This window comes from Pseudomonadota bacterium (assembly GCA_026388315.1).
Classification (GTDB): domain Bacteria; phylum Desulfobacterota; class Syntrophorhabdia; order Syntrophorhabdales; family Syntrophorhabdaceae; genus MWEV01.
In genome coordinates this window covers 33765-54449 of sequence record JAPLKA010000058.1, presented here as the reverse complement: position 1 = coordinate 54449, position 20685 = coordinate 33765, and the positions used below count along the sequence as shown (strand labels likewise).

The window sequence follows — 20685 nt, the reverse complement described above, 5'->3', positions numbered from 1 at the left end:
GCCAGAACCGAGGGGCAGGCGGGAAAGCCTGCAGATCCCTGACCCTCGAACCCTCGAACCTTCGAACCCTCGAACCCTGCTTTTTTCATAACGCTTCTTCTATCCTCTTCAATACCTCGAGATACCGGTAAAGGTCAGCAAGCGCTACAGAATTTTCGCCATCACAGAGCGCCTTGGATGGGTCAGTGTGTACCTCCATGAAAATCCCGTCTGCACCTGTTGCAACAGCCGCTTTTGATAGCGGAAATATAAAATCAGGTTCTCCGCCCGATCTGCCTGTTGCTCCACCCGGTTTTTGAACACTGTGGGTAGCGTCAAAGATAACGGGATAACCAAACCCCTGCATAATCGGGATTGCCCTGAAATCATTTATGAGTGTGTTATATCCGAAGGACGTTCCCCTCTCTGTAACCATTATCTGGAAATTACCTGTAGATTCTACCTTTTCAATGGCATATCGAATGTCATGGGGAGATAGGAACTGGCCCTTTTTGATGTTAACAGGCTTGCCCGTATTTCCGCATGCAACAAGCAAATCTGTCTGTCTTGAAAGGAGCGCCGGTACCTGTAACACATCAACAACACCGGCTGCCATGCCTGCCTCATATACTGAGTGAACATCAGTTAAAACCGGCACACCAAGGTCTTCCTTTACCTTCGAAAGTATTGTTAATCCCTCTTCGATACCCAATCCACGGTAGCTTTTTACGGATGTCCTGTTCGCTTTATCGTATGAGCTTTTAAAGATAAAGGGGATGTTAAGATGCGCAGTAATGCCCTTGAGGCCTTCCGCTATCCTTAAGGTGATATCCGCACCCTCGATTACGCAGGGTCCACCGATAAAAACAAATGGTTTGCGTCCAATCCTGATATTTCCAACTGTCACTTCTTTTTGCATTTCTGCTTTTCTTGCCTCTGCTTTAAAGATGCCTTGATAAATTCCCTGAAAAGGGGGTGTGGATCAAAGGGCTTTGATTTAAATTCGGGATGGAACTGACAACTCAGAAACCAGGGGTGATCTTTAAGCTCCACGATTTCTACAAGCTTGCCATCCGGGGATATGCCTGAAATGATCATGCCGCATTGCTCGAGCCTTTCACGAAAATCCATATTGAATTCATATCTGTGTCTGTGCCGTTCATGGATCAGATCCTGACCATATGCCTTGCTGGCAAGACTCCCAGGTAAAAGCTCACATGGATATGCACCAAGACGCATAGTCCCGCCTTTATCGGAGAATTTATCCCTTTTCTGAACTGTGTTATCCCTGTCAACCCACTCTTCGATGAGATATATGACCGGATAAGGGGTATTTTCATCGATTTCACATGTATGCGCACCTGTGCACCCTGCAAGATGCCTTGTCATTTCCACAACGGCAAGCTGCATTCCCAAACACAAACCGAAATATGGTATTTTATTTTCCCGTGCATACCGGATTGCATTTATCTTTCCTTCGATGCCCCTGTCACCGAAACCGCCCGGCACCAGCACTCCGTCCACTTCAAGAAGTTCTGCCGTTAATCCTTTTTCCAGGTCTTCAGAATCTATATAGTGAAAATTCACCCTGCAGTTGTTTGCAATCCCGCCATGTACAAGGGCTTCGTTGAGACTTTTATAGGAATCTTTCAGTTTTACATACTTGCCGACAATCGCAATATCTACCTGCTTCTTCGGGTTTTTAATCACATCAACAATCTTTTCCCATTGGGAAAGGTCGGGTTTTTTCGCCCATATGTTGAGGAGTTTCGTAATCTTGTCGTCAAGCCCCTCATTATAGTAAATGATAGGAACTTCATAGATAACATTCACATCCTTGGCTGCAATGACCGCATCTTTATCCACATTACAAAAGAGGGAAATCTTATCCTTTAAACCCTGTGAGAGATCCTTTTCTGTGCGGCACAAAAGGATGTCTGGTTGAATGCCTATCTCCCTTAATTCCTTAACGCTGTGCTGAGTCGGTTTTGATTTCATCTCATCTGCAGTTTTAATGAAAGGTACAAGGGTAAGATGAATGAAAAGTGAATTTTCCTTGCCCAGATCATTCCTGAGCTGACGTATTGCTTCAAGAAACGGAAGGCTCTCAATATCACCCACGGTACCGCCGATCTCTACGATGACTACATCAATACCATCATCCACACTGAGGATTCTTTTCTTTATCTCATCCGTGATATGGGGGATAACCTGAACTGTCCCCCCAAGGTATTCTCCCCTTCGCTCTTTGGAAAGGACCGTATCGTATACCTGACCTGTTGTGAAGTTGCAGTTCTTTGAAATGGGAGCGTGCGTGAACCGCTCGTAATGGCCGAGGTCAAGGTCGGTCTCTGCACCGTCTTCGGTAACAAAAACCTCACCATGCTGAAAGGGGTTCATTGTACCCGGATCGACATTAATATAGGGATCAAGCTTTTTGATCATTATATTCAAACCCCGGGCTTCAAGGAGGGCTCCTATTGATGCAGAGGCAAGGCCCTTGCCGAGGGATGATACAACACCGCCTGTCACAAATATGAATTTTTGTCTCATGGTTTCTGCCCCCTTATAAAAAAGGTGATAAGCTCTTCGCCGGTAAACTCCTCCTCTCCTGCATTTTCATTATAGCCGGAAGGGGAAGAACCTCCGCTTTCCCCCTTGCCTTTTGTGAATATGATAAAAGGAACGGGGCAGCCATAGTGCGTTTTCATGGAGATGGGGGTTGCGTGATCTGTAACTATTAGAAACTTAACCGGTTCATTGAGGGATTCATACATAGTGCTTACAATTTCTCTGTCAATGTGTTCAATTGCCTGTATCTTTTCCTGGGTATTCCCGTTATGTGATGCCTCGTCGGGGGCTTCAACATGGATGTAAACGATGTCGTGATCCCGAAGAAGTTCCAACGCCTTTTGTGCTTTCCCTTTAAAGTTTGTATCAATATATCCTGTTACGCCTTTAACAAATGGGGTATCAAAGCCTATCATGCTGCTTATTCCCTTAACCAGGTCAACAGCAGCAACCGTTGCCCCTTTCAGTTGATATTTATCAAAAAATGATGGAAACTGCGAGCTTTTTCCCTGCCCCCAGAGCCAGATGCTGTTTGCGGGAAGCCTGCCCTCTTTGATCCTCTTTGTGTTGAGCGGATGCCCTCCGAGAATTTTCTGTGATTTATTCATCAAATCGACGAGTGTTTCTGAGCCGTTGCCTGACGGTATATATGGTGCAATGTCTTTTTCCGTTATATCGTGGGGCGGCGTTGTTTTCATTTGCCAGAGACCGTGCTTCCAGAGCATGATATGCCGGTAGCTTACCCCCGGATAAAAAACAAATTCATTATTCCCCAGCTTTTTGTTTATGTCTTCAATGAGGATTTTTGCTTCCGGCGTTGTGATGTGGCCTCCGCTGTAATCACCCATAACCGTTCCGGCAGAGGCAAATTCAAGGTTTACGAGGTTGCACCTGAAAGCCACGTCATTTTCGTCCATTGCTATTCCCATACCGAATGCCTCGATGGGCGCCCTTCCGGTATAATACTTAGCCGGATCGTAGCCGAATATGGACATGCAGGCCACATCACTTCCGGGCAAAAAGCCTTCAGGTACTGTGACAACCTTCCCGCAGAATCCTTCCCTTGCCATCATGTCCATGTATGGTTTTTCCGCAGCCATGAGAGGGGTTTTGCCGTCCAATTTTTCAAGGGGAAAATCCGCCATCCCGTCGCCGATAATCACTACATATTTCATTTGCTGTTCCTCATTATGTCAAAAGATGCATCGGATATTAAAGGTTTCCTTCCTCAATCCGTATATGTACACTCTCTCCCTTTATAAAAGGTAACCGGTCTATCTCGACTTTTGCCATTTTCAGGTTTTTTTCTACTGCTTCATGGGTGAGCATTATGATGGGAACGTGTCCCTTTTCTTTTCTTCCTTTCTGAATAACGGTAGAGATGCTTATATCGTAATTTGAAAGAATACCGGATATTTTTGAAAGAACACCGGTCCTATCCTCGGTTGTAATTCTCATATAAAATGGAACCAGGGTATCTCCCCCTTTCCGCATCATTGTCTCACCGTTTTTGAATCTGGGGATACGTGCCTTCAGGTCCTTTGCCTTGATCCTGTACGCCATATCCATGATGTCACTTACCACTGAACTGCCCGTAGGATCTGCCCCTGCCCCCTTTCCGTAGTAAAGATTCGGACCCACCCTGTCTCCTATGACATAGACGGCATTGTATACACCGTTTACATTACTCATGGGGTGGGTGGTGGGTATCATTGCCGGCTCAACGCGGGCATCGATTAAGCCGTCCTGTTCTTTTGCCAGACCAAGGAGCTTAATCCTATAACCGAATTCCTTTGCAAACTCTATGTCGATAGGCTCAATCTTTGATATGCCACCGGTTGTAATATCAGCCATGGTAACGGGACAATGAAAGGCCAGACGGATAAGTATGGACAGTTTGTGCGCTGCATCAATGCCTTCAATATCGAGAGTGGGATCTTGCTCAGCATATCCCAGCATCTGTGCATCTTTCAGAGCATCAGTGAAGGAAACGCATTCTTCCGTCATTTTCGTGAGGATGTAATTGCTTGTGCCATTCAGGATGCCGAGGATGTAATTAATTTTATTCCCCACAAGGCCATCCCGTATAGCCCTTATGACCGGTATGCCACCGCATACGCTCGCCTCGAAACCTATTTCACAATTCTCTTTTTCAACAAGCCCGAATATCTCGTCGCCCCTTTCTGCGAGGAGCGCCTTGTTTGCCGTGACGACCCATTTCTTGTTTTTGATAGCAGCGGTGATGTAGTCGAATGCAGGGGTTATCCCGCCGACAAGCTCCACAACAATATCCACATCTTTATCTTCTATCACTTCATAGGCATTCTTTGTGAGGATATTCCTGTCAATATCGATTCCCCTGGCACGTTCGAGGTCTATATCTGCAATTTTAATGACTTTGACTTCAAGCCCGGTCTTTTCAGTTAAAAGGGAACTATTCTGGCTGAGAATTTTGTACGTTCCTACGCCAACGGTTCCAAGACCTATAATGCCAACGCCGATCATTTCTTAGTTGCGGAATACAAAAGATTTCTGATGCCTTTTACAGCCTGTCTGATCCTGTGTTCGTTTTCAACAAGTGCAAACCTGATATAACCTTCGCCATATTCTCCAAACCCTATCCCCGGTGATGTAGCCACCTTCGCTTCCTGCAAAAGGAGTTTCGAAAACTCCAGAGAACCCATAGATGCAAACTGTTCGGGGATTTTTGCCCAGACAAACATAGTGGCTTTTGGTTTATCTACTGTCCATCCATAGCGGGTAAGTCCTTCACAGAGAACGTTTCTTCTTCTCCGGTATTTTTCAACAATGTCTGTAACGTCGTCGTCTCCTTCGTTGAGTGCGATGATAGAGGCAATCTGGATAGGCTGGAAAACACCATAATCAAAATAGCTTTTGATTCTGCCCAGCGCTGAAATCATCTTTTTGTTCCCTACAACAAAACCTACCCTCCATCCTGGCATGTTATAACTCTTCGACATGGAAAAAAACTCCACACCCACTTCCTTCGCCCCCTTTATCTGGAGAAAACTCGGCGCATTGTAACCGTCGAAAACCAGGTCCGCATACGCTAAATCATGGACTACCATGATGTTGTGTTCTTTTGCAAATTCATATATCTTCTCGAAAAAGTCGATTTCTATGACCTCTGTGGTAGGATTATTCGGGAAGCTGATAATAAGCATCTTCGGTTGCGGCCATGTGGTCTTTACAGCGATGCTCAACCTGTCAAAAAATTCCTCTTTGGGAATAAGCGGGATTGTCCTTAAATCGCCACCGGCAATAACTACGGAATACATATGGATAGGATAACCCGGGTCAGGAACAAATACAACTTCGCCCTGGCTTATCGTTGCGAGCACAAGATGACCTAAGCCCTCTTTAGCCCCCATAGTGACAACTATTTCTGTTTCCGGATCTATATCTACGTTATATTTCCTTTTATACCAACTTGCTACGGCTACCCTTAATTTGTATATCCCTTTGGTAACGGAATATCTGTGATTCTTAGGGTTTCGTGCAGCCTCTACAAGTTTTGAAACAATATATTTCGGTGTCGCCATGTCGGGATTGCCCATGCCAAGGTCAATGATATCCTCGCCCTTTCTCCGTGCCTCAAAAAGAAGATCTCTTACTACACCCAGACCATAGGGCGGCAATCGTGAAATTCTGTAAAATTCATCCATTTCATTGAAAACTACCATATTAAGATGGGAACAATCAATATTTAATCCATGACGGGTAATCCGCATTGCATAATCCGTCACGGTCTTTCCAGTCTTTACTACCACCACTAAATCTGTTACATTTTAACGCTATGGATAGAATATTTGTGAAAGGCGCCAGAGAGCATAACCTTAAAAATATAGACGTGGAGCTTCCCCGGAATAAGATGGTGGTTATTACAGGTCCCAGCGGCTCCGGGAAATCCACCCTCGCCTTTGATACGATCTATGCAGAGGGCCAGCGCAGGTACGTCGAGTCCCTGTCTTCCTATGCAAGACAGTTTCTGGAGCTCATGGAAAAACCCGATGTGGATTATATAGAAGGCCTGTCCCCTGCAATCAGTATAGAGCAGAAAACCCTCAGCAAAAACCCTCGGAGCACCGTGGGAACGGTAACGGAGATCTATGATTATCTGAGGCTTCTTTTTGCACGGATAGGCCATGTGTTCTGCTATGGCTGCGGCAAAGAGATAAAAAGCCAGCACGCCCCCCAGATAGTAGACATAATACTTTCACTTGGCACGGGAGCCATGCTGACAGTGCTTGCGCCTATCGTGCGCGGGAGAAAAGGAGAATACAGGAAGGAACTGGATGAATTGCGGAAGCAGGGCTTTACAAAAATAAGATTGAATGGAAAAGTAACCGATCTATCTGAAGAAATTCAACTCGACAAGAACAAAAAACATGAAATTGATGTCATAATCGACAGGATTACCATCAGGGAGGGGATCGAGAGGAGACTTTTTGAAGCGGTAGAACTTGCCCTCCAGAAGGCCGATGGCATTATTAAGATACAAACAGATAAGAGCATGCATGTCTTCAGTGAAAAGTTTGCCTGTCCGGACTGCGGGATAAGCTATCCTGAGATTGCCCCGCGGATGTTCTCCTTTAATAACCCTTATGGGGCCTGTCCCACCTGCAACGGTCTCGGCGTAAAGGAGTATTTTGACCCTGTCCTTATCGTACCGAATCTGGACCTTTCTTTGAGGGAAGGTGCGGTAGTACCCTGGGGCGAGAAAAACCCCGTCAGTTTCCTGCCGTTTCTCGAAGCCTTTGTGAATCATTACAAGATAGACATAAGAACCCCTTTCAAGGGTTTACCAAAGAATGTCCAGGACGTTATCCTCAATGGCTCAAAGGGTGAGGAGATCGAGTTTTTCGTTGACAGGGGCGGGAGGAGATATTTTACGAAAAAACCTTTTGAAGGGGTCATCAACGAACTCCAGCACGAATGGGAAAATGCCCAGTTCTATGAAAAAGAGAAGCTTGAGAGGTTTATAAATCTCATACCATGTCCAACATGCAACGGTGCGCGTTTAAAAAAGGAGATGTTGTGGGTAAAGATTGACGGTTTGAATATTGACGATGTTGCGAGGATGACCTTAACAAAATCCCTCCGTTATTTCAGTGAATTAGCCCTCAGCGAAAAGGAAAGGGAGATAGCACGGAATATCCTGAAAGAGATTATATCACGCCTGAAATTCCTTATAGATGTGGGTCTTGATTATATAGCGCTCAACAGGAATTCTTCTACCCTGTCGTCGGGGGAATCCCAGAGGATACGGCTTGCAACCCAGATAGGATCAGGTTTAACCGGGGTCCTCTATGTACTTGACGAGCCGAGTATCGGCCTCCATCAGAGGGACAACGAGAGACTCCTTGCAACGCTGAAACGGCTCAGAGACCTTGACAATACGGTGATTGTGGTAGAGCATGACCACGACACTATTGTTTCGTCTGATTACGTCATCGACCTCGGGCCAGGCGCCGGCGAAAACGGAGGCTATCTCGTGTTTCAGGGCACACCTTCCGAGCTTGTGAAGCACGATGAATCAATTACCGGCCTCTATATATCGGGCAGGTTAAAGATTGAGCTTCCCGAAGAAAGAAGAGAAGCAAAGGGGTTTCTCACCATTAAGGGTGCACGGGAACACAATTTAAAGCATATCGACGTGGAAATACCACTCGGTGTTTTTACCTGTATTACCGGCGTTTCAGGGTCAGGTAAAAGCACATTGGTGGTTGATACCCTCTACCCGCTCCTCAAGCAGAAATTGTACAAATCTAAGGATAGGGCCGGGGAGATAGATACAATAACAGGTCATGAAGCCATAGACAGGGTAATAGACATAGATCAGTCACCCATTGGCAGAACGCCAAGGTCAAACCCTGCCACATATACAGGCATTTTTACACATATCCGTGAGCTTTTTGCAAAACTCCCCGAATCGAGAATCAGGGGATACAAGGAAGGCAGGTTCAGCTTCAACGTGAAAGGCGGCAGGTGTGAAACATGTACAGGGGAAGGCTTTGTCAAGATTGAAATGCAGTTTCTCCCCGATGTGTATATTGTCTGCGATATCTGCAAGGGAAAACGGTACAATAGGGACACCCTTGAGGTAAAATACAAAGGTAAGAGCATTGCCGATGTGCTTGAGATGTCCGTTACCCAGGCCACAGAGTTCTTCGATGCCCATCCTCTCATCAAAAGCAAACTAAAGGTACTTAACGACGTCGGGCTTGGATACATACGCCTCGGACAGGCGGCAACAACGCTTTCAGGGGGCGAGGCACAGAGGATAAAGCTTTCGAGGGAACTGTCGAAGAGGGATACAGGAAGAACATTATATATTCTCGATGAGCCCACAACAGGACTCCACTTTGCTGATATCGACAAACTCCTCCACGTACTGTCCGAACTTGTTGAAAGAGGGAATACGATAGTTGTAATCGAGCATAATATGGACGTGATAAAGTGCGCCGACTATATCATTGACTTGGGGCCCGAAGGCGGCGACAAGGGCGGGTCGATTATTGCAAAGGGGGTTCCGGAACTGATCATGCACGAACCAGCGAGTTATACAGGGATGTTTTTGAAGAAATATCTGTATGGTGAAAGGTGAAGAGTGAAACGTGCAAGTTTTAATCCTGCCGAAGGCGGGACAAGGTGTAATGTGAAAAGTGAAATAACAAGGGTTCGAGGGGTCAAGGGTTCAAGTGGAAGGAAGACGGTAATATACTGTTCAATGTTAAAGGTTAAACTATGAAAAAAATAATAGTCATACCGGCACGATACGCTTCAACACGGCTTCCGGGGAAACCGCTACGGGAGATCGGCGGAAAACCGATTATCCGGTGGGTGTACGAAAAGGCTATGGAATCGAAGTTGAAGGACGAGGTCATTATTGCCACAGACGATGAGCGAATACGGGACAGGGCATTAGCATTCGGGGCAGTTGTGGCAATGACAAGCCCCGATTGCAGGAGCGGCACGGACAGATGCCGGGAGGCACTTCAAGGAAAAAATGCGGATATTATCGTAAATCTCCAGGGGGACGAGCCGTTTATAAGGTCTGATATGGTGGATATGCTTTTCGATGCAATGGCAAAAGAACGTCTTGATATGGCCACATTATGCAGCCCCATTATTGATGAAGAAGAATACACAAACCCCAACACGGTCAAGGTTGTCCTCGACAAATCCGGTTTTGCCCTCTATTTTTCCCGTTCACCGATACCATACTTAAGGGGCCAAGGGTTCAAGGGGCCGAGGGTTCAAGGGGCCGAGCAAACTGCTCCGAACTCCAAACTCCGAACTCCGAACAGCATTTACAAACACATCGGTATTTACGCCTTTTCCCGTTCATTCCTCGAAAAATATGTCGCCATGGAAAAGGGTATTCTTGAAGAGGCAGAATCCCTCGAACAACTCAGGGTCCTCGAAAACGGCTATAAAATAAAGGTCTTGCTAACCGATTATAATGGTTTCGGCATCGACACGGAAGAAGATCTCAAACGGGCACAATCTGCCATTTCTTAATAATCCCGGATTTATCGTTAGAATCATATGGGTGTCGGACCATCCCTCTCAAACACACTCATTCCGCTCCAACGGCTTCAATTACCGGGGCTCGCGTCGCCCCCTCCGCAAGCAAAGCTCGTGGAGCCTCCCCCTCTCGCCCGCTGTGCGGGCTGTTTATGCTCGCGTTCGGCTTCGGAACTTTTGCTTAACAGCAAAAGACCAAGCTTCCTCGCCTCTCGACGGTTTGCTCCGGGGCGGTTTAATTGCGAGGTCAGTCCACGAGCAACTACCCCGACACCTTCCTAACGACATATTTGGGTTTATTGTTTCTCCTCGCTGCCGATGATAATTGTGGCCTCTGGCATTGAAGATTGTTCCATCCCCGGCTTCGTCAACATAATAATTTCTGGTTGTTCCGTCAGTCATCTTTTTGTCTCTACAGGTGAGTTCTCCTAATTTGTTGCTGTCCCTTCCTTATGAATGAAGGAGAATGCCCGATTCCGTCCAGCCTGTTACCTTCACTCCTTTGTATATATAGCTTTCGTTGCCGCCATAAATAAGTGATGGTTGCCCAGTTCAATATTTATGCTAATTGTAAATAGCATTGACAAATTGGGTATAATACGACTTTTCAGGGCTTTTTTTCATGTAATAGCACTTAAGGATCGCTTGGCTATCCAATTGCTATTACATGACATTTTTTCTTTGTCAAATGGTTTTAACGGGAATTTGAGAGGTTTTTTAAAGATGTTTTTACAAGCATTTCTATTTTACACCTCTTCAATCCGCACCAATACGACATATATGAGCAATTTAAGGCCCTGAAAAATCGTATTAAGCCACAAATTGCATAATTGGTTGCAGTGCTGTCAGGGCGATTAAACCTGACTCCGGGCGACATTTTGTCCCCTATTTTATCGAGAAGGCGGTAAAGAAGGAATAACTAATGCACGCCGAGAAACAACGTCCCCATCGATATTTCGTCTCGTCTGCGAAGCGTTGTATTTATTGGCTTTGCGGCGGATTATATGTTTGTAGACACAGTGTCTACAAATTGTCTGAAGGGGTTTTAAGGATGGTAGGATATGCCGAACCTTCACCTGCCGGAATTCAAAATTCAAGGGCAGGCCCTTTGTCTCCTCCCTGTCCTATGTTAAGGACTACCTTCTTGGCTTGTGTGCCCGGTTTAAGTCAAGAATGATGGCCTGATATGGCGAACAATATATTCTTCTATCAATGTTCTGTCACCGTTAGGCAGTTTGGTGGTGAAGGAGGCCAGTATTTTTACCTTGTCGTAGCTATTGGTTTTGACACGCATTTCCAGCAACTTTACAAACCAGTTTGGAAGTTTTTCAAAAATGACTTTTTGAAAAGTTGCCTGGTCCCGATAATGCTCTTCGCAATAAGTCTTCACTGCAGACCAAGCCGCCGGTATTAATCTACTGTCTTTTTGACTGACCTTCAGTAAGAAAAAAGTGAGAAGAGCAGCCCGTATTTCATCGGGTTCATCCTTCACTACTCCCTTGAGTACGCCTCCAACCGTCCTTTGAGAGAAGGCAAAGAGAAGGTAAACCATGCTCTGTTCAAGTATCCCTGTCGGCAAACCCTTTTCTAGAATCGCGATCCACCAGTCTATGGCAATTCGATAAAGACCCGCAGGCTCTATCGAAGAATCTGCGAACTGACGCAGCAGACTCCCAAGCGTCTCATCTTGAATCAAATCCTTAGCTCGCGGAATTCTACCCTTTGTTGTAAGAGAATTTGCCACGTTCTCCAAGCTGCAGTAAAGATGCTGAGAGTTGAAAGGTACGATTCGAAAATTCAGTTTCAGCATTTTCCCAAAGACCTCAGTCTCACTGGCCAAGCTGATCTTGCCTTTTTCTCGAAGCGCCGCAACCATGCTGATTGTGCTGAACCCTTTTACGTTATTATCTTTTAATGCAATATATCTCGCGAAGACATCGTCAGAATAGAGTGGCAAGTTCAAGAAGGCCGCAAGTTTCACGGATTCGCCGACCCCGTAAGGCAACATCTTTGCAATTGATGGCTGAAAAGGCGTAAGAAGACCAGGCACGTTGCTCTCAGATTCATTATCTTCAAAGTCGAAGCCTTTAGACCAGGGAAACCTTCGCACACGCACCCTGCTCCTGTTTGTACGGAGCCAGACATCAATTTTTTGGGCAAGAGGGTAGGGGGCGCTCAGGATACCTTCAAGCTCGATGGCCAATGCCCTCTTTGTGCTGAGCGAAATAACCACTTGATCAAGGATCTCTAACAGGTCTAACATATCAAGTTGCGCGAGGGCGAGCAGGGTGGTAATGTCTACACACGCCGATTTTGCGGCTCCCGCAGTCTTATTCTCCTCATCCAATGATATATCCGGACTCCAGATATGGATAGCGTGTGAACGTTCTTCGGATGCTGTGCATAGAGACCAGTAGGAAAAAACTGAATTAGATAAGACCTCAGCCCTAAACACGAAAGCCCATGTGCCGCTCCGCGCGGCCATCTCAAGCTGCGCGCCCCTCATACGAGCCGGAAGAGTCACTGATGAGATAGTTGTCATCATGTCCCAGGCCTGCTCCTCAGGGGAGAGTGCTGTGTTAATTTTGAAGCCCTTTAGAAAGGGGTTTTTCGGATGCTTCCGTTCGAACTCACCTAATCTCCGTTTGGCTTCTTCAAACCACAATTCGAGTTCCTTATCGGCTTGGTCAGATGGTTTCGGAGCCATCAATATCATCGTTAGATACCGTGCTTCTCTCGTGGTATCATCGCCTGTTATAGTTTTGCCGAATTCATGTATGTGTGAAATCAGTTCCTTTGTCGAAACGCCCTTTCTCCTTTTTAGCTCGTATAACTGGCAGTGGATATCTCCTTGTTCATGAGCATCATGACTTTTACTGAGCGCCCTAGAAAACAGTTTAATTGCTTCATCTGTTCGCCCGGTCATCTCAGCCAGAATGGCTGTGTTCTTTAAAACAGCATAACTCTTGCCCCCGAGCCTGATGTAATCCGAGCATAATTGGTAGGCTGTTTCCTGATCCCCGGTACATTCTACTGCAAGGGCCAGATCATGAATAAGACTGGGTATCCCAGGATAACGCTTGACAGCCTTGTACAGTATATCTCTGGCCTTTTCATATTTGTTGAGCGTGTTTACGGCACGGGTGTAGTTTGAATATTCTTCAGGTAGAAGGTCCCTGAACTTGAGGATATGCTCAAAACAATCTTCTATGATCTTGGCATCTTCAACAGTCGTTGGATTTAGATAACCGGCAATATGGGTTCGAACTGTAAGGTTCTCCGGATCGGCTTCAAGGGCTTGGTTCAGAATGCCGATGATGGTCTCTTTTGATGCCCTGTTTTTGCTCGCTATAGTACACTTGACCGTCAGGGCGTCGGCCACAAATTCCTTTTCGTCAAGTGCTCGAATCTGTTTGCTACTTTCCTCTTCCTCTCCGATTTCATAATAAGCGATAGCACAGAGGGATCGCAAAAGGCATTCTTCGTCCACATCTTCAAACCCCTGCTTACGGTTCTCAGAGATCGTTGTGATCAGTTTTTCATAATCCTCAGCCAAAAATAGGCATAGACACAGATTCTTCAATTTATGCGAGGTTGGTTCTCCGGCAAAAGCTTTTTCGGCATAGGGAACTGCATTTTCCGGTTCGCCCTTTCTGAAGAGCGCAGAGGCGAGAGCATCATTTACCATTGGGCTTGCAGGATGTCTCTGCAAAAATGGTTTGGCTACGTTAGCGGCTTCCTCGTATTTGCCCAAGAGGCTTAAGATCATTGAGTAGTTGGAGATAGTATCTTCCCAGGGAAGCGGAAATCCGGCAGAAATAAGTTCCTTAAAAGCGAGACCATAGTAGTGACTTGACTTTTGCAGTAGTTCAGGACTTATATCTGCTGGTCCTGTAGAGAACCTGACATGCCCCTTATGTTCATGACCTTTCACGGCCTTCATGAGGAAGATGAAGCCAGCCAGGGAATAAAAAAGAGAATTTAACGGAACGTCCTCCTTTTCTGTCTGTTCCACAACATCTATAGCTCGATCATACTCCCCGGTGTCCTTCAAGAGTTCGATCAAACAGAGCCTGGAATCTAAAGGTTCTTTTTGCCATAGCTGACTTTTAACAATGAAATCGGTTGCCGCCTCATGTCCTGAAGCCTGCGCTATTTGCATAGCCTTCAGCCTGACTACAGGGCCAAAGGTCGGGTTAGACGCCAATACCTTATCAAGCCTGTCTTGCCAGTCAATACTGAGATCGGCTTTGCCCTCATCATTACGTATCGAGAACTCTGTCCATAGCCCATTTGTCACATATTTTGGTTCTGAGGGTCTTAACTGGGCCGCCATAGAGAAGAACTTTAAAGAATCCAAATCGTTCTTCTCCGTATGAAGGGCCAGAACACCCCTATTGTTAAAGTATGGGGCCTTTATCCCATCTGATGCTTGTTCAATTTCACTTTCCAAACGGTCAAGCCGCTGGCAAGCCTCGTCGTCCTTAAAGACGTTTAGTAATAAAGAAATCTCTCGGATGTTTTTGAATCGTCTTTGGTCTTCGGGGGACAGAATATTGATTTGCTCCGATCCTTCGTCTGTGGACAGCTCGATAAGTCCTGCCTTGACTAACGTGGGTTTTATGGCCTGCTCCATTAGTTCTGGTGCTGATGAAGTTCGCATCTGTTCTTTACTTAGGCCGGAGGCAACTCCCATGACCTCAAGTATCTCCGTGCCTATCTGAAGGCGACTATGACATTCTGATACATAATCGGATACCGTGTCCGATACATTCTGGTCAATCCTCTGAATAGTGGGAACCCTGACAGTTACGGTTTCTTGTCCGCTCCAAATCGGGTTTTGAGTCTCGATCTCTCTAATTACTTCATCGAGCCAGGCATAGTAGACAGGAGTATCTGCGGCTCCTGTATCGCATATACAAACCATGGCGGGGACAAGGTGGCCTTGAAGGAAGTTTACAGTGGCAACTTTTAGCCCCACGCTGACGAAGTCTTTCTCACTCGAATAGGAAGGATCGCCGGAGCCCTTCATTTGCACCAAAAAGGACAGACCGCCAGTCCCAATTTCGACGAGCCCGTCCCACCCATAGTCTCTAACCGAAGGATTGACTATCCAATGCTGCGGACGACGGTAATTGAAGACGTCTAAAGCCCGCTGTCCGACAATGTGAGATTCTGGTTGTTCAGGAAATTTCTCTGCTTTTTCAATCATATGTCTAAAACCAGTGGATAAAATCAGTAAGAATCAAACTTTGCAATCCAGCACTTCTCATTATCCTAACTCTTCATTATTCTCCATTTTGCTGCTAATTAATTAACATGTCAAGGAATTTGTTAGCTTTCAAAGATAAGTAGGCAGTTAGCGAAAAACTTTGTTTAAGCACGGCGGGGCAGAGTAGAGAAATGGCGCCTTGCTGGAACCGCTTCTGAATTTTTTGACGCACGGGGAAAACCTGTGGGGCCAAATTCTGCAATCATACATTTTCTCTCCATCTTTGTGAGTCAATGGCCAGTGAATCGCTTAAAACACATGACCGGAGTGTTGCTTCCTGCACTGGATAACTTACATGTCCTTTCGTCAACCCCTTTGAATACTACCGGAGGGGTGTCAATCAGAACCTGCGTGGCTGAGATTGTGTGGCCAAATTCTCCACATACATTCACGCATTCCCATTTTATCCTTCTCAAAACATTCAACGGGTAATAGTCCATTGTCCATAGCTTTCAACTCACAATCATTTGCTGACAATGTGTCAGCAAACCCCTGAAATCCTCGTAAAACCAATACAAACAGGCAATTCCGCGGCATGCACTTTGAAAACCGAGATTTCCGGTTTTTTAGATTCTCAGTTTGGATTCACAATTTGCGGCCTGTTGCCCAAATAACTTTTTAGTTAACTCTTTCGGTAAAAGCCGGAAGAACTTTTTGCGAGTCGCGACTTCGAGCATTTCTTGGGGCCCTGCCGGTAAGCAGAAATGTGCCCGCGGCCAGTGCCGCGCCTGGGCCGGCCTGATTTGCTCGAAGCCCAGTGGCAAGTTAGAAGGCCGAATGGATGCGAACCGTTGCATGGGTAAGAAAGCGCAGGGAGCAGGGAGCAAAACAGTGTTCCGGCAACATCCAATGAAAAAGTCAGGAAACTCCAGTTATTGGTGATGAAATACCGGTTACAAAATAGGGGTTCGCAACCCGTGTCTCCTCAATTTGCATTCCCTACATCCCTGCCGGTTTCTATTATTCATTATCTGAACATTCTCAGATAGTCTTCAAACACAAAAACCCGGTTGCGCTGATAGCCTGTCGTTTCTTTGAGAATTCCTTCCGCAAAAAAAACCTTTACAAGATCGTTAGCTGCTTTGGGAGAAAGTCCGGTGATGTTTTGAACATCCTTTATTGTCACCACGGGCTTGGAAAAAAGCGCATGTAGAAAAATTGATCCCTGCTTTGCGCGTTTGCCCATCATCAGAATTTTTCCACGCTCGATAGATGCCTTCAAGCTTATAATTTTGGTAAGGGTGGATACCCCGGCTTCCGCTGTTTGAATGACCCCGGTCAGAAAGAATTTGATCCACTGCCCAAGATCGTTTTTGGTCCTGACAAAGGTCAGGTTATCATAATAGAGGGTTTTGTTTTTCTCGAAAAACTCTGACAGATAGAGTAAGGGCTTCTCTAAAACACCGGTGCTCACCAGATACAGCGTGATAAGCAAGCGCCCTATCCTGCCGTTACCGTCAAGAAAAGGGTGGATGGTTTCAAACTGATAATGAGCAATGGCAATTCGGATCAGGTGGGGGACCTTGATTTCCGTATTGTGCAGAAATAATTCAAGGTCTGACAACAGTTCCGGCAACTCTGTGAGGGCAGGCGGAATGAATACTGCGTCCGTAAGACTAACTCCCCCGATCCAGTTTTGCGATTGCCTGAATTCTCCCGGATTTTTATGTTCTCCTCGTCCGCTCGAAAGAAGAATCCTGTGGGTATCCTTGATCAGCCGATTCGACAGGGGCAATGTTTTCAATTCTTCGATGGCCTTATTCATCGCGGAAACATAGTTGTTTACTTCCCGCCAGTCATCGCGCTTTTCGGGGTCAATCTCTTTCTCTTCGATTAAGGCTTCCTCGATATTGGTCTGTGTTCCTTCAATCCGGCTCGATATAACCGCTTCCTTGAAGATGTGCATGATGATGAACATGGCCGTGTCGGGGACAAATCTTGAAAAGGAGTTTAGTTCCCCAAGCTTTAATGAAGCCCTTTCCAGGAGTTCATTGATCCCCTCGTCTGTCCAAAAAAATGAATGGTTTATTTTTTCCGGCAGGAAATACTTATATTGGTAACCTTTCTGAAATGTTCCCGCCCTGAAATCGGAGATATTCATAAAGCACCTCTTACCTAAAATATAAGCTTACCTATTTTACTTATTAAGTGTAAAGTAAATTATAAAGTTTATTATTTTACTTTGGCTAATGAGCACTCCCATGCTTCCACTTTGCTGTATCCAAGAATTCTACCCCTATGAAATGGAAAATACAAACAATTTCAACTTGAATGTTAAATGAATTTTTGGAGCAAAGCCTTAAAATAATACTGCTTATCCATCCCAATTAATTTTCCCTAATGCTATCGAATCACCCCTTCACAACTGCGGTTTGCGCGGTTTCGTCGACACCGCGACAGAGGCCTGCTGCTGAATATAGTCATAGAGGACGTATAATTCATGAAGGAACTCCTCAAGGTCTTCTTTGGTATATTTGCCGGCATTTTCTTCTATAGTGGTCATTATATTTTTGACGCTTGTTCGCTGTCGTGAGAGTTTGGGGTGCAAGGGTTTCTTCGGCGGTTCTGACTTCCGCGTGAGCATCCGCTCAAGGGTAGAGTTGGTAACAGGTTGTGTTATAACACTATCAAAAACCTTCTTGAGATCGGGATAGTCAAGGTGGGAGGCAAAGATGTAACCCTGTGAAACAGGTAATTTCCCCTCCCGGATAGCGGCCTGTATTTCATCAGATAGTTTCAAAAGTGATATCGTGCGATGCAGCGTCATTATTGATTTTCCGACGATTTCAGAAATCGTTATCACAGTGTTAACGATTTCTTCAGGGAGGGTTTCGGGCTTACGATTATACCTAACCAAGTCGCTCATCACCCCATCCACGTCATAGTTTTTATCAGGGTGTTTCGCCTGAATATATGCCAATATCCCTTTCGCCTGATCCATGGGGTTTAAGTCTTCCCGCTGGAGGTTTTCAGTCAATTGGAAGGCAAGTATCTCGTCCTTCTGGGTTACTGCATCCACAACCCGCACGGGGATGGATGTGAGTCCCAGCTTCAGCGCTGCCAGGAAACGTCTCTCCCCGCAAAGCAGTAAGTATTTACCGTCTTTCGGCGTCACGAGGACAGGCTCTAAGACGCCCCGGTCTTTGATTGACTCCATAAGAGCCTTAAATGATTCACTTTCTGTATCTATGCTTGAGCGAATCTGTTCTTCTACGAGAATGCTTTCGAGAGGCAAATACATAAATTCCGGGCTTTCAGTCTTTTCCTGTTCAGTCATCTTTCCCCCTTTTTTTTAAAAGTTCAAACTGTTCAAGCTGTTACAACTGTTTGAACCGTTATTTTTCTCTAATGCTATCAAACAGGAAGAGGGGTGTCAACTTATTCTGCTGAGGGGTCAGGGTAAACGTACTTGGAATTGTTCTATGCTTTTGCAGCAACGCACCTTTCTTGTGGTGCGACATCGAGCACCGCTTGGGACACCCTTCACGATGAACTGTAGCGTGTCTGGGGCCAGGCCTCGTTTAGACCGATTCCCGCTGTCTGAAGCTCAGAGCGAGTTCGGGAATCGAGCGGAAGAGAATCGATGAAAGGGTAAGCGGAGCGCAGCAGGAGCATAAGGGAAATGGTGCAAAGCTGTATGTTTTTTTCAAATGCATTTGCCTTGACTGGGAAGTTCCATCGCAAACAACGGGGCATGGCTGGAGGTAAATAAGGGCGGATGGTTACGGAGAATCTGTTGTATGGCAGGATGCTTTTTAAATTCTTTGTCAAGAAACTGCCTGATCTGGCGTCTGTCCCATCCTTTCGGGTGCTTAAAATCAGTATACAGCGAAAGGTCACCCTCGTAGAATTTCCCGGTTGAAAGTCCGGAGGTCTCAGGGCTGTTGATCGACAGGTTGAATATGGCCAGGTTTAAAAAGTCAATATATTCAGCGTGTTTGACTGTAAAGTCAAGGGTGCGACGGGCTTCTTTGATTGTCTCGGAAGGTGTTCCGAATAGAAGATAAACATACGTGGCGATGCCGGCGGCTCTCAGTGTCATTAATGCCTTTGAAGCCGTTTTAAGATTGATACCCTTGTTCATAGAGTCAATGACCCCCTGATCGCCCGATTCAAGACCAAGCTTCAGCATAACGCAGCCGGATCTTTTCAGCGCCTGGCAGAAATCCATATCAACAAGGTGAGGGGTAATCCTTACGAAACCATACCATGGCGCTCCGGGAGGATTCTCAGCAATTTTCTTCAACATGGCAGGGCTGATTGCATTATCAACCAGATGAATAAGTGCGGGCTTCACCTGTTTGGAGAGCGCACTGAGATCACCGATAACCGAATCGGGATGGGCTTGCAGAAACTCATTCCCTTCCGCCCTTTCCGGACAGAAAGAGCATTTGCTCCAGTAACATCCCGTTGAAGTGCTGTAAGGTAAAATAAATCCCGGCGCCAGATACTTGCCATCAAGGAAGGAATCATAGCAGGGCGGGCAATGTCCTGCCATTTTTGTCTTTTTCCCAAGGAGCGAGATGAGCTGCGCTTCTCCCGGACCTGCAACGAGATGATCTATAAGCCCTGCGAAGGGATTCCTCCATAAAGGGCTCCTCATCCATGATGTAACGAGTCCGCCACCAACAATGATTTTAACGGCAGGGAACCTTTTTTTTATGAAGCCGATGATTGAAAAGGTTGTCAATGCCTGGCTCAGGTAGTTCAGAGAGATGCCTGCAAATCCATGATTTTCCCTCTCTATAAGCTGAGCTATCCGTTCCCTGAAGTAAGGGTAAAAGGGGTTCTCCTCGTAATGCCCGGCGGCATGGAGAAGATCGTCGCTCTTTGAGGGGGAAAGCTTTTTTTGCTGGTAATCGACGAGGCTTATCTGCACGCCATATTCCGCAGCCGACATGCCTGTGAGGCGGTTTACGTCCATCACCGCACGTTTATACCGGTCAATGTTCGTGTAAATCTCCCAATCTTTCAGTCCCTTAAGATTATTGGAGAGGTTGCGCAAAGCCCTCCGGGTCCAGGTGTCAAGTTCCACAGGCCCTGTTATTGCTTTATTCAGTAAATAATATAAACCTTCGATATTTGCATCGATGACGTGGTGGCGGATACCGCAAGCAGTGAGCACCCCGGAAAGTTTTGCAATGCCTGGCGGCGGCTCGGATGGTTTGACAACAGGTGGGTGTATGAGAAGCACGGTTTAGCTCATAGTTGATAATGGGTTCAAGGGGTAAGGGGTAAGGGGCCAAGGGGCCAAGCGAAATTCACTAGAACCCTTGAACCCTTGTTTAATCTGGTATCCAGCATCATGCCCT

The 20685-nt window shown here is 46.1% G+C and carries 11 protein-coding genes; 2 read left to right on the top strand and 9 right to left on the bottom strand.

The window, feature by feature from the left end; all coding sequences use genetic code 11:
• Window positions 1-85: 85 nt before the first annotated feature.
• From kdsA to NTX75_09120, 5 genes are read right to left on the bottom strand one after another with little or no spacing between them, the layout of a single operon-like run.
• Window positions 86-898, bottom strand: coding sequence for a 3-deoxy-8-phosphooctulonate synthase (gene kdsA / locus NTX75_09140; protein ID MCX5816388.1), 813 nt, complete (start codon window positions 896-898; stop codon window positions 86-88).
• Window positions 883-2532, bottom strand: a complete 1650-nt coding sequence (locus tag NTX75_09135; protein MCX5816387.1) for a CTP synthase — start codon at window positions 2530-2532, stop codon at window positions 883-885. The genes kdsA and NTX75_09135 overlap by 16 nt, the downstream gene beginning before the upstream one ends.
• Window positions 2529-3725: a cofactor-independent phosphoglycerate mutase gene (locus tag NTX75_09130; GenBank protein ID MCX5816386.1), complete on the bottom strand. Its 1197-nt coding sequence runs from the start codon at window positions 3723-3725 to the stop codon at window positions 2529-2531. Before NTX75_09130 ends, NTX75_09135 begins: the two co-directional genes overlap by 4 nt.
• A 37-nt stretch (window positions 3726-3762) precedes the next feature.
• Window positions 3763-5055, bottom strand: coding sequence for a homoserine dehydrogenase (locus NTX75_09125; GenBank protein MCX5816385.1), 1293 nt, complete (start codon window positions 5053-5055; stop codon window positions 3763-3765).
• Complete coding sequence (locus tag NTX75_09120; protein MCX5816384.1) at window positions 5052-6236, bottom strand: aminotransferase class I/II-fold pyridoxal phosphate-dependent enzyme; 1185 nt, start codon at window positions 6234-6236, stop codon at window positions 5052-5054. The genes NTX75_09125 and NTX75_09120 overlap by 4 nt, the downstream gene beginning before the upstream one ends.
• A 131-nt stretch (window positions 6237-6367) precedes the next feature.
• Between NTX75_09120 and uvrA the strand changes: the two genes are divergently transcribed.
• The gene (uvrA, locus tag NTX75_09115) at window positions 6368-9178 is read left to right on the top strand and encodes an excinuclease ABC subunit UvrA (protein ID MCX5816383.1); all 2811 of its coding nucleotides are present in this window, start codon (window positions 6368-6370) and stop codon (window positions 9176-9178) included.
• Window positions 9179-9318: 140 nt separating this feature from the next.
• Complete coding sequence (gene kdsB / locus NTX75_09110; protein MCX5816382.1) at window positions 9319-10095, top strand: 3-deoxy-manno-octulosonate cytidylyltransferase; 777 nt, start codon at window positions 9319-9321, stop codon at window positions 10093-10095.
• Between the two features lie 1168 nt (window positions 10096-11263).
• On the opposite strand, the gene NTX75_09105 is transcribed toward kdsB, so the two are convergent.
• The 4 genes from NTX75_09105 to NTX75_09090 form a co-directional block, all read right to left on the bottom strand.
• The gene (locus tag NTX75_09105; GenBank protein ID MCX5816381.1) at window positions 11264-15313 is read right to left on the bottom strand and encodes a DUF4365 domain-containing protein; all 4050 of its coding nucleotides are present in this window, start codon (window positions 15311-15313) and stop codon (window positions 11264-11266) included.
• Between the two features lie 1027 nt (window positions 15314-16340).
• Window positions 16341-17474, bottom strand: coding sequence for a Fic family protein (locus tag NTX75_09100; protein MCX5816380.1), 1134 nt, complete (start codon window positions 17472-17474; stop codon window positions 16341-16343).
• A gap of 258 nt (window positions 17475-17732) precedes the next feature.
• Window positions 17733-18650, bottom strand: a complete 918-nt coding sequence (locus tag NTX75_09095) for a ParB/RepB/Spo0J family partition protein (protein MCX5816379.1) — start codon at window positions 18648-18650, stop codon at window positions 17733-17735.
• Between the two features lie 369 nt (window positions 18651-19019).
• Window positions 19020-20567 (bottom strand): radical SAM protein, encoded by a 1548-nt coding sequence (locus NTX75_09090; GenBank protein ID MCX5816378.1) that lies wholly within the window; start codon window positions 20565-20567, stop codon window positions 19020-19022.
• Window positions 20568-20685: the final 118 nt, after the last annotated feature.

What these genes read in the sequence shown, in the direction of transcription:
- kdsB (MCX5816382.1), top strand. Translation starts at nt 9,319, where the DNA reads ATGAAAAAAATAATAGTCATACCGGCACGATACGCTTCAACACGGCTT.
- NTX75_09120 (MCX5816384.1), bottom strand. Translation starts at nt 6,236, where the DNA reads ATGGATGAATTTTACAGAATTTCACGATTGCCGCCCTATGGTCTGGGT.
- NTX75_09130 (MCX5816386.1), bottom strand. Translation starts at nt 3,725, where the DNA reads ATGAAATATGTAGTGATTATCGGCGACGGGATGGCGGATTTTCCCCTT.
- NTX75_09095 (MCX5816379.1), bottom strand. Translation starts at nt 18,650, where the DNA reads ATGACTGAACAGGAAAAGACTGAAAGCCCGGAATTTATGTATTTGCCT.
- NTX75_09135 (MCX5816387.1), bottom strand. Translation starts at nt 2,532, where the DNA reads ATGAGACAAAAATTCATATTTGTGACAGGCGGTGTTGTATCATCCCTC.
- kdsA (MCX5816388.1), bottom strand. Translation starts at nt 898, where the DNA reads ATGCAAAAAGAAGTGACAGTTGGAAATATCAGGATTGGACGCAAACCA.
- NTX75_09125 (MCX5816385.1), bottom strand. Translation starts at nt 5,055, where the DNA reads ATGATCGGCGTTGGCATTATAGGTCTTGGAACCGTTGGCGTAGGAACG.
- uvrA (MCX5816383.1), top strand. Translation starts at nt 6,368, where the DNA reads ATGGATAGAATATTTGTGAAAGGCGCCAGAGAGCATAACCTTAAAAAT.
- NTX75_09105 (MCX5816381.1), bottom strand. Translation starts at nt 15,313, where the DNA reads ATGATTGAAAAAGCAGAGAAATTTCCTGAACAACCAGAATCTCACATT.
- NTX75_09100 (MCX5816380.1), bottom strand. Translation starts at nt 17,474, where the DNA reads ATGAATATCTCCGATTTCAGGGCGGGAACATTTCAGAAAGGTTACCAA.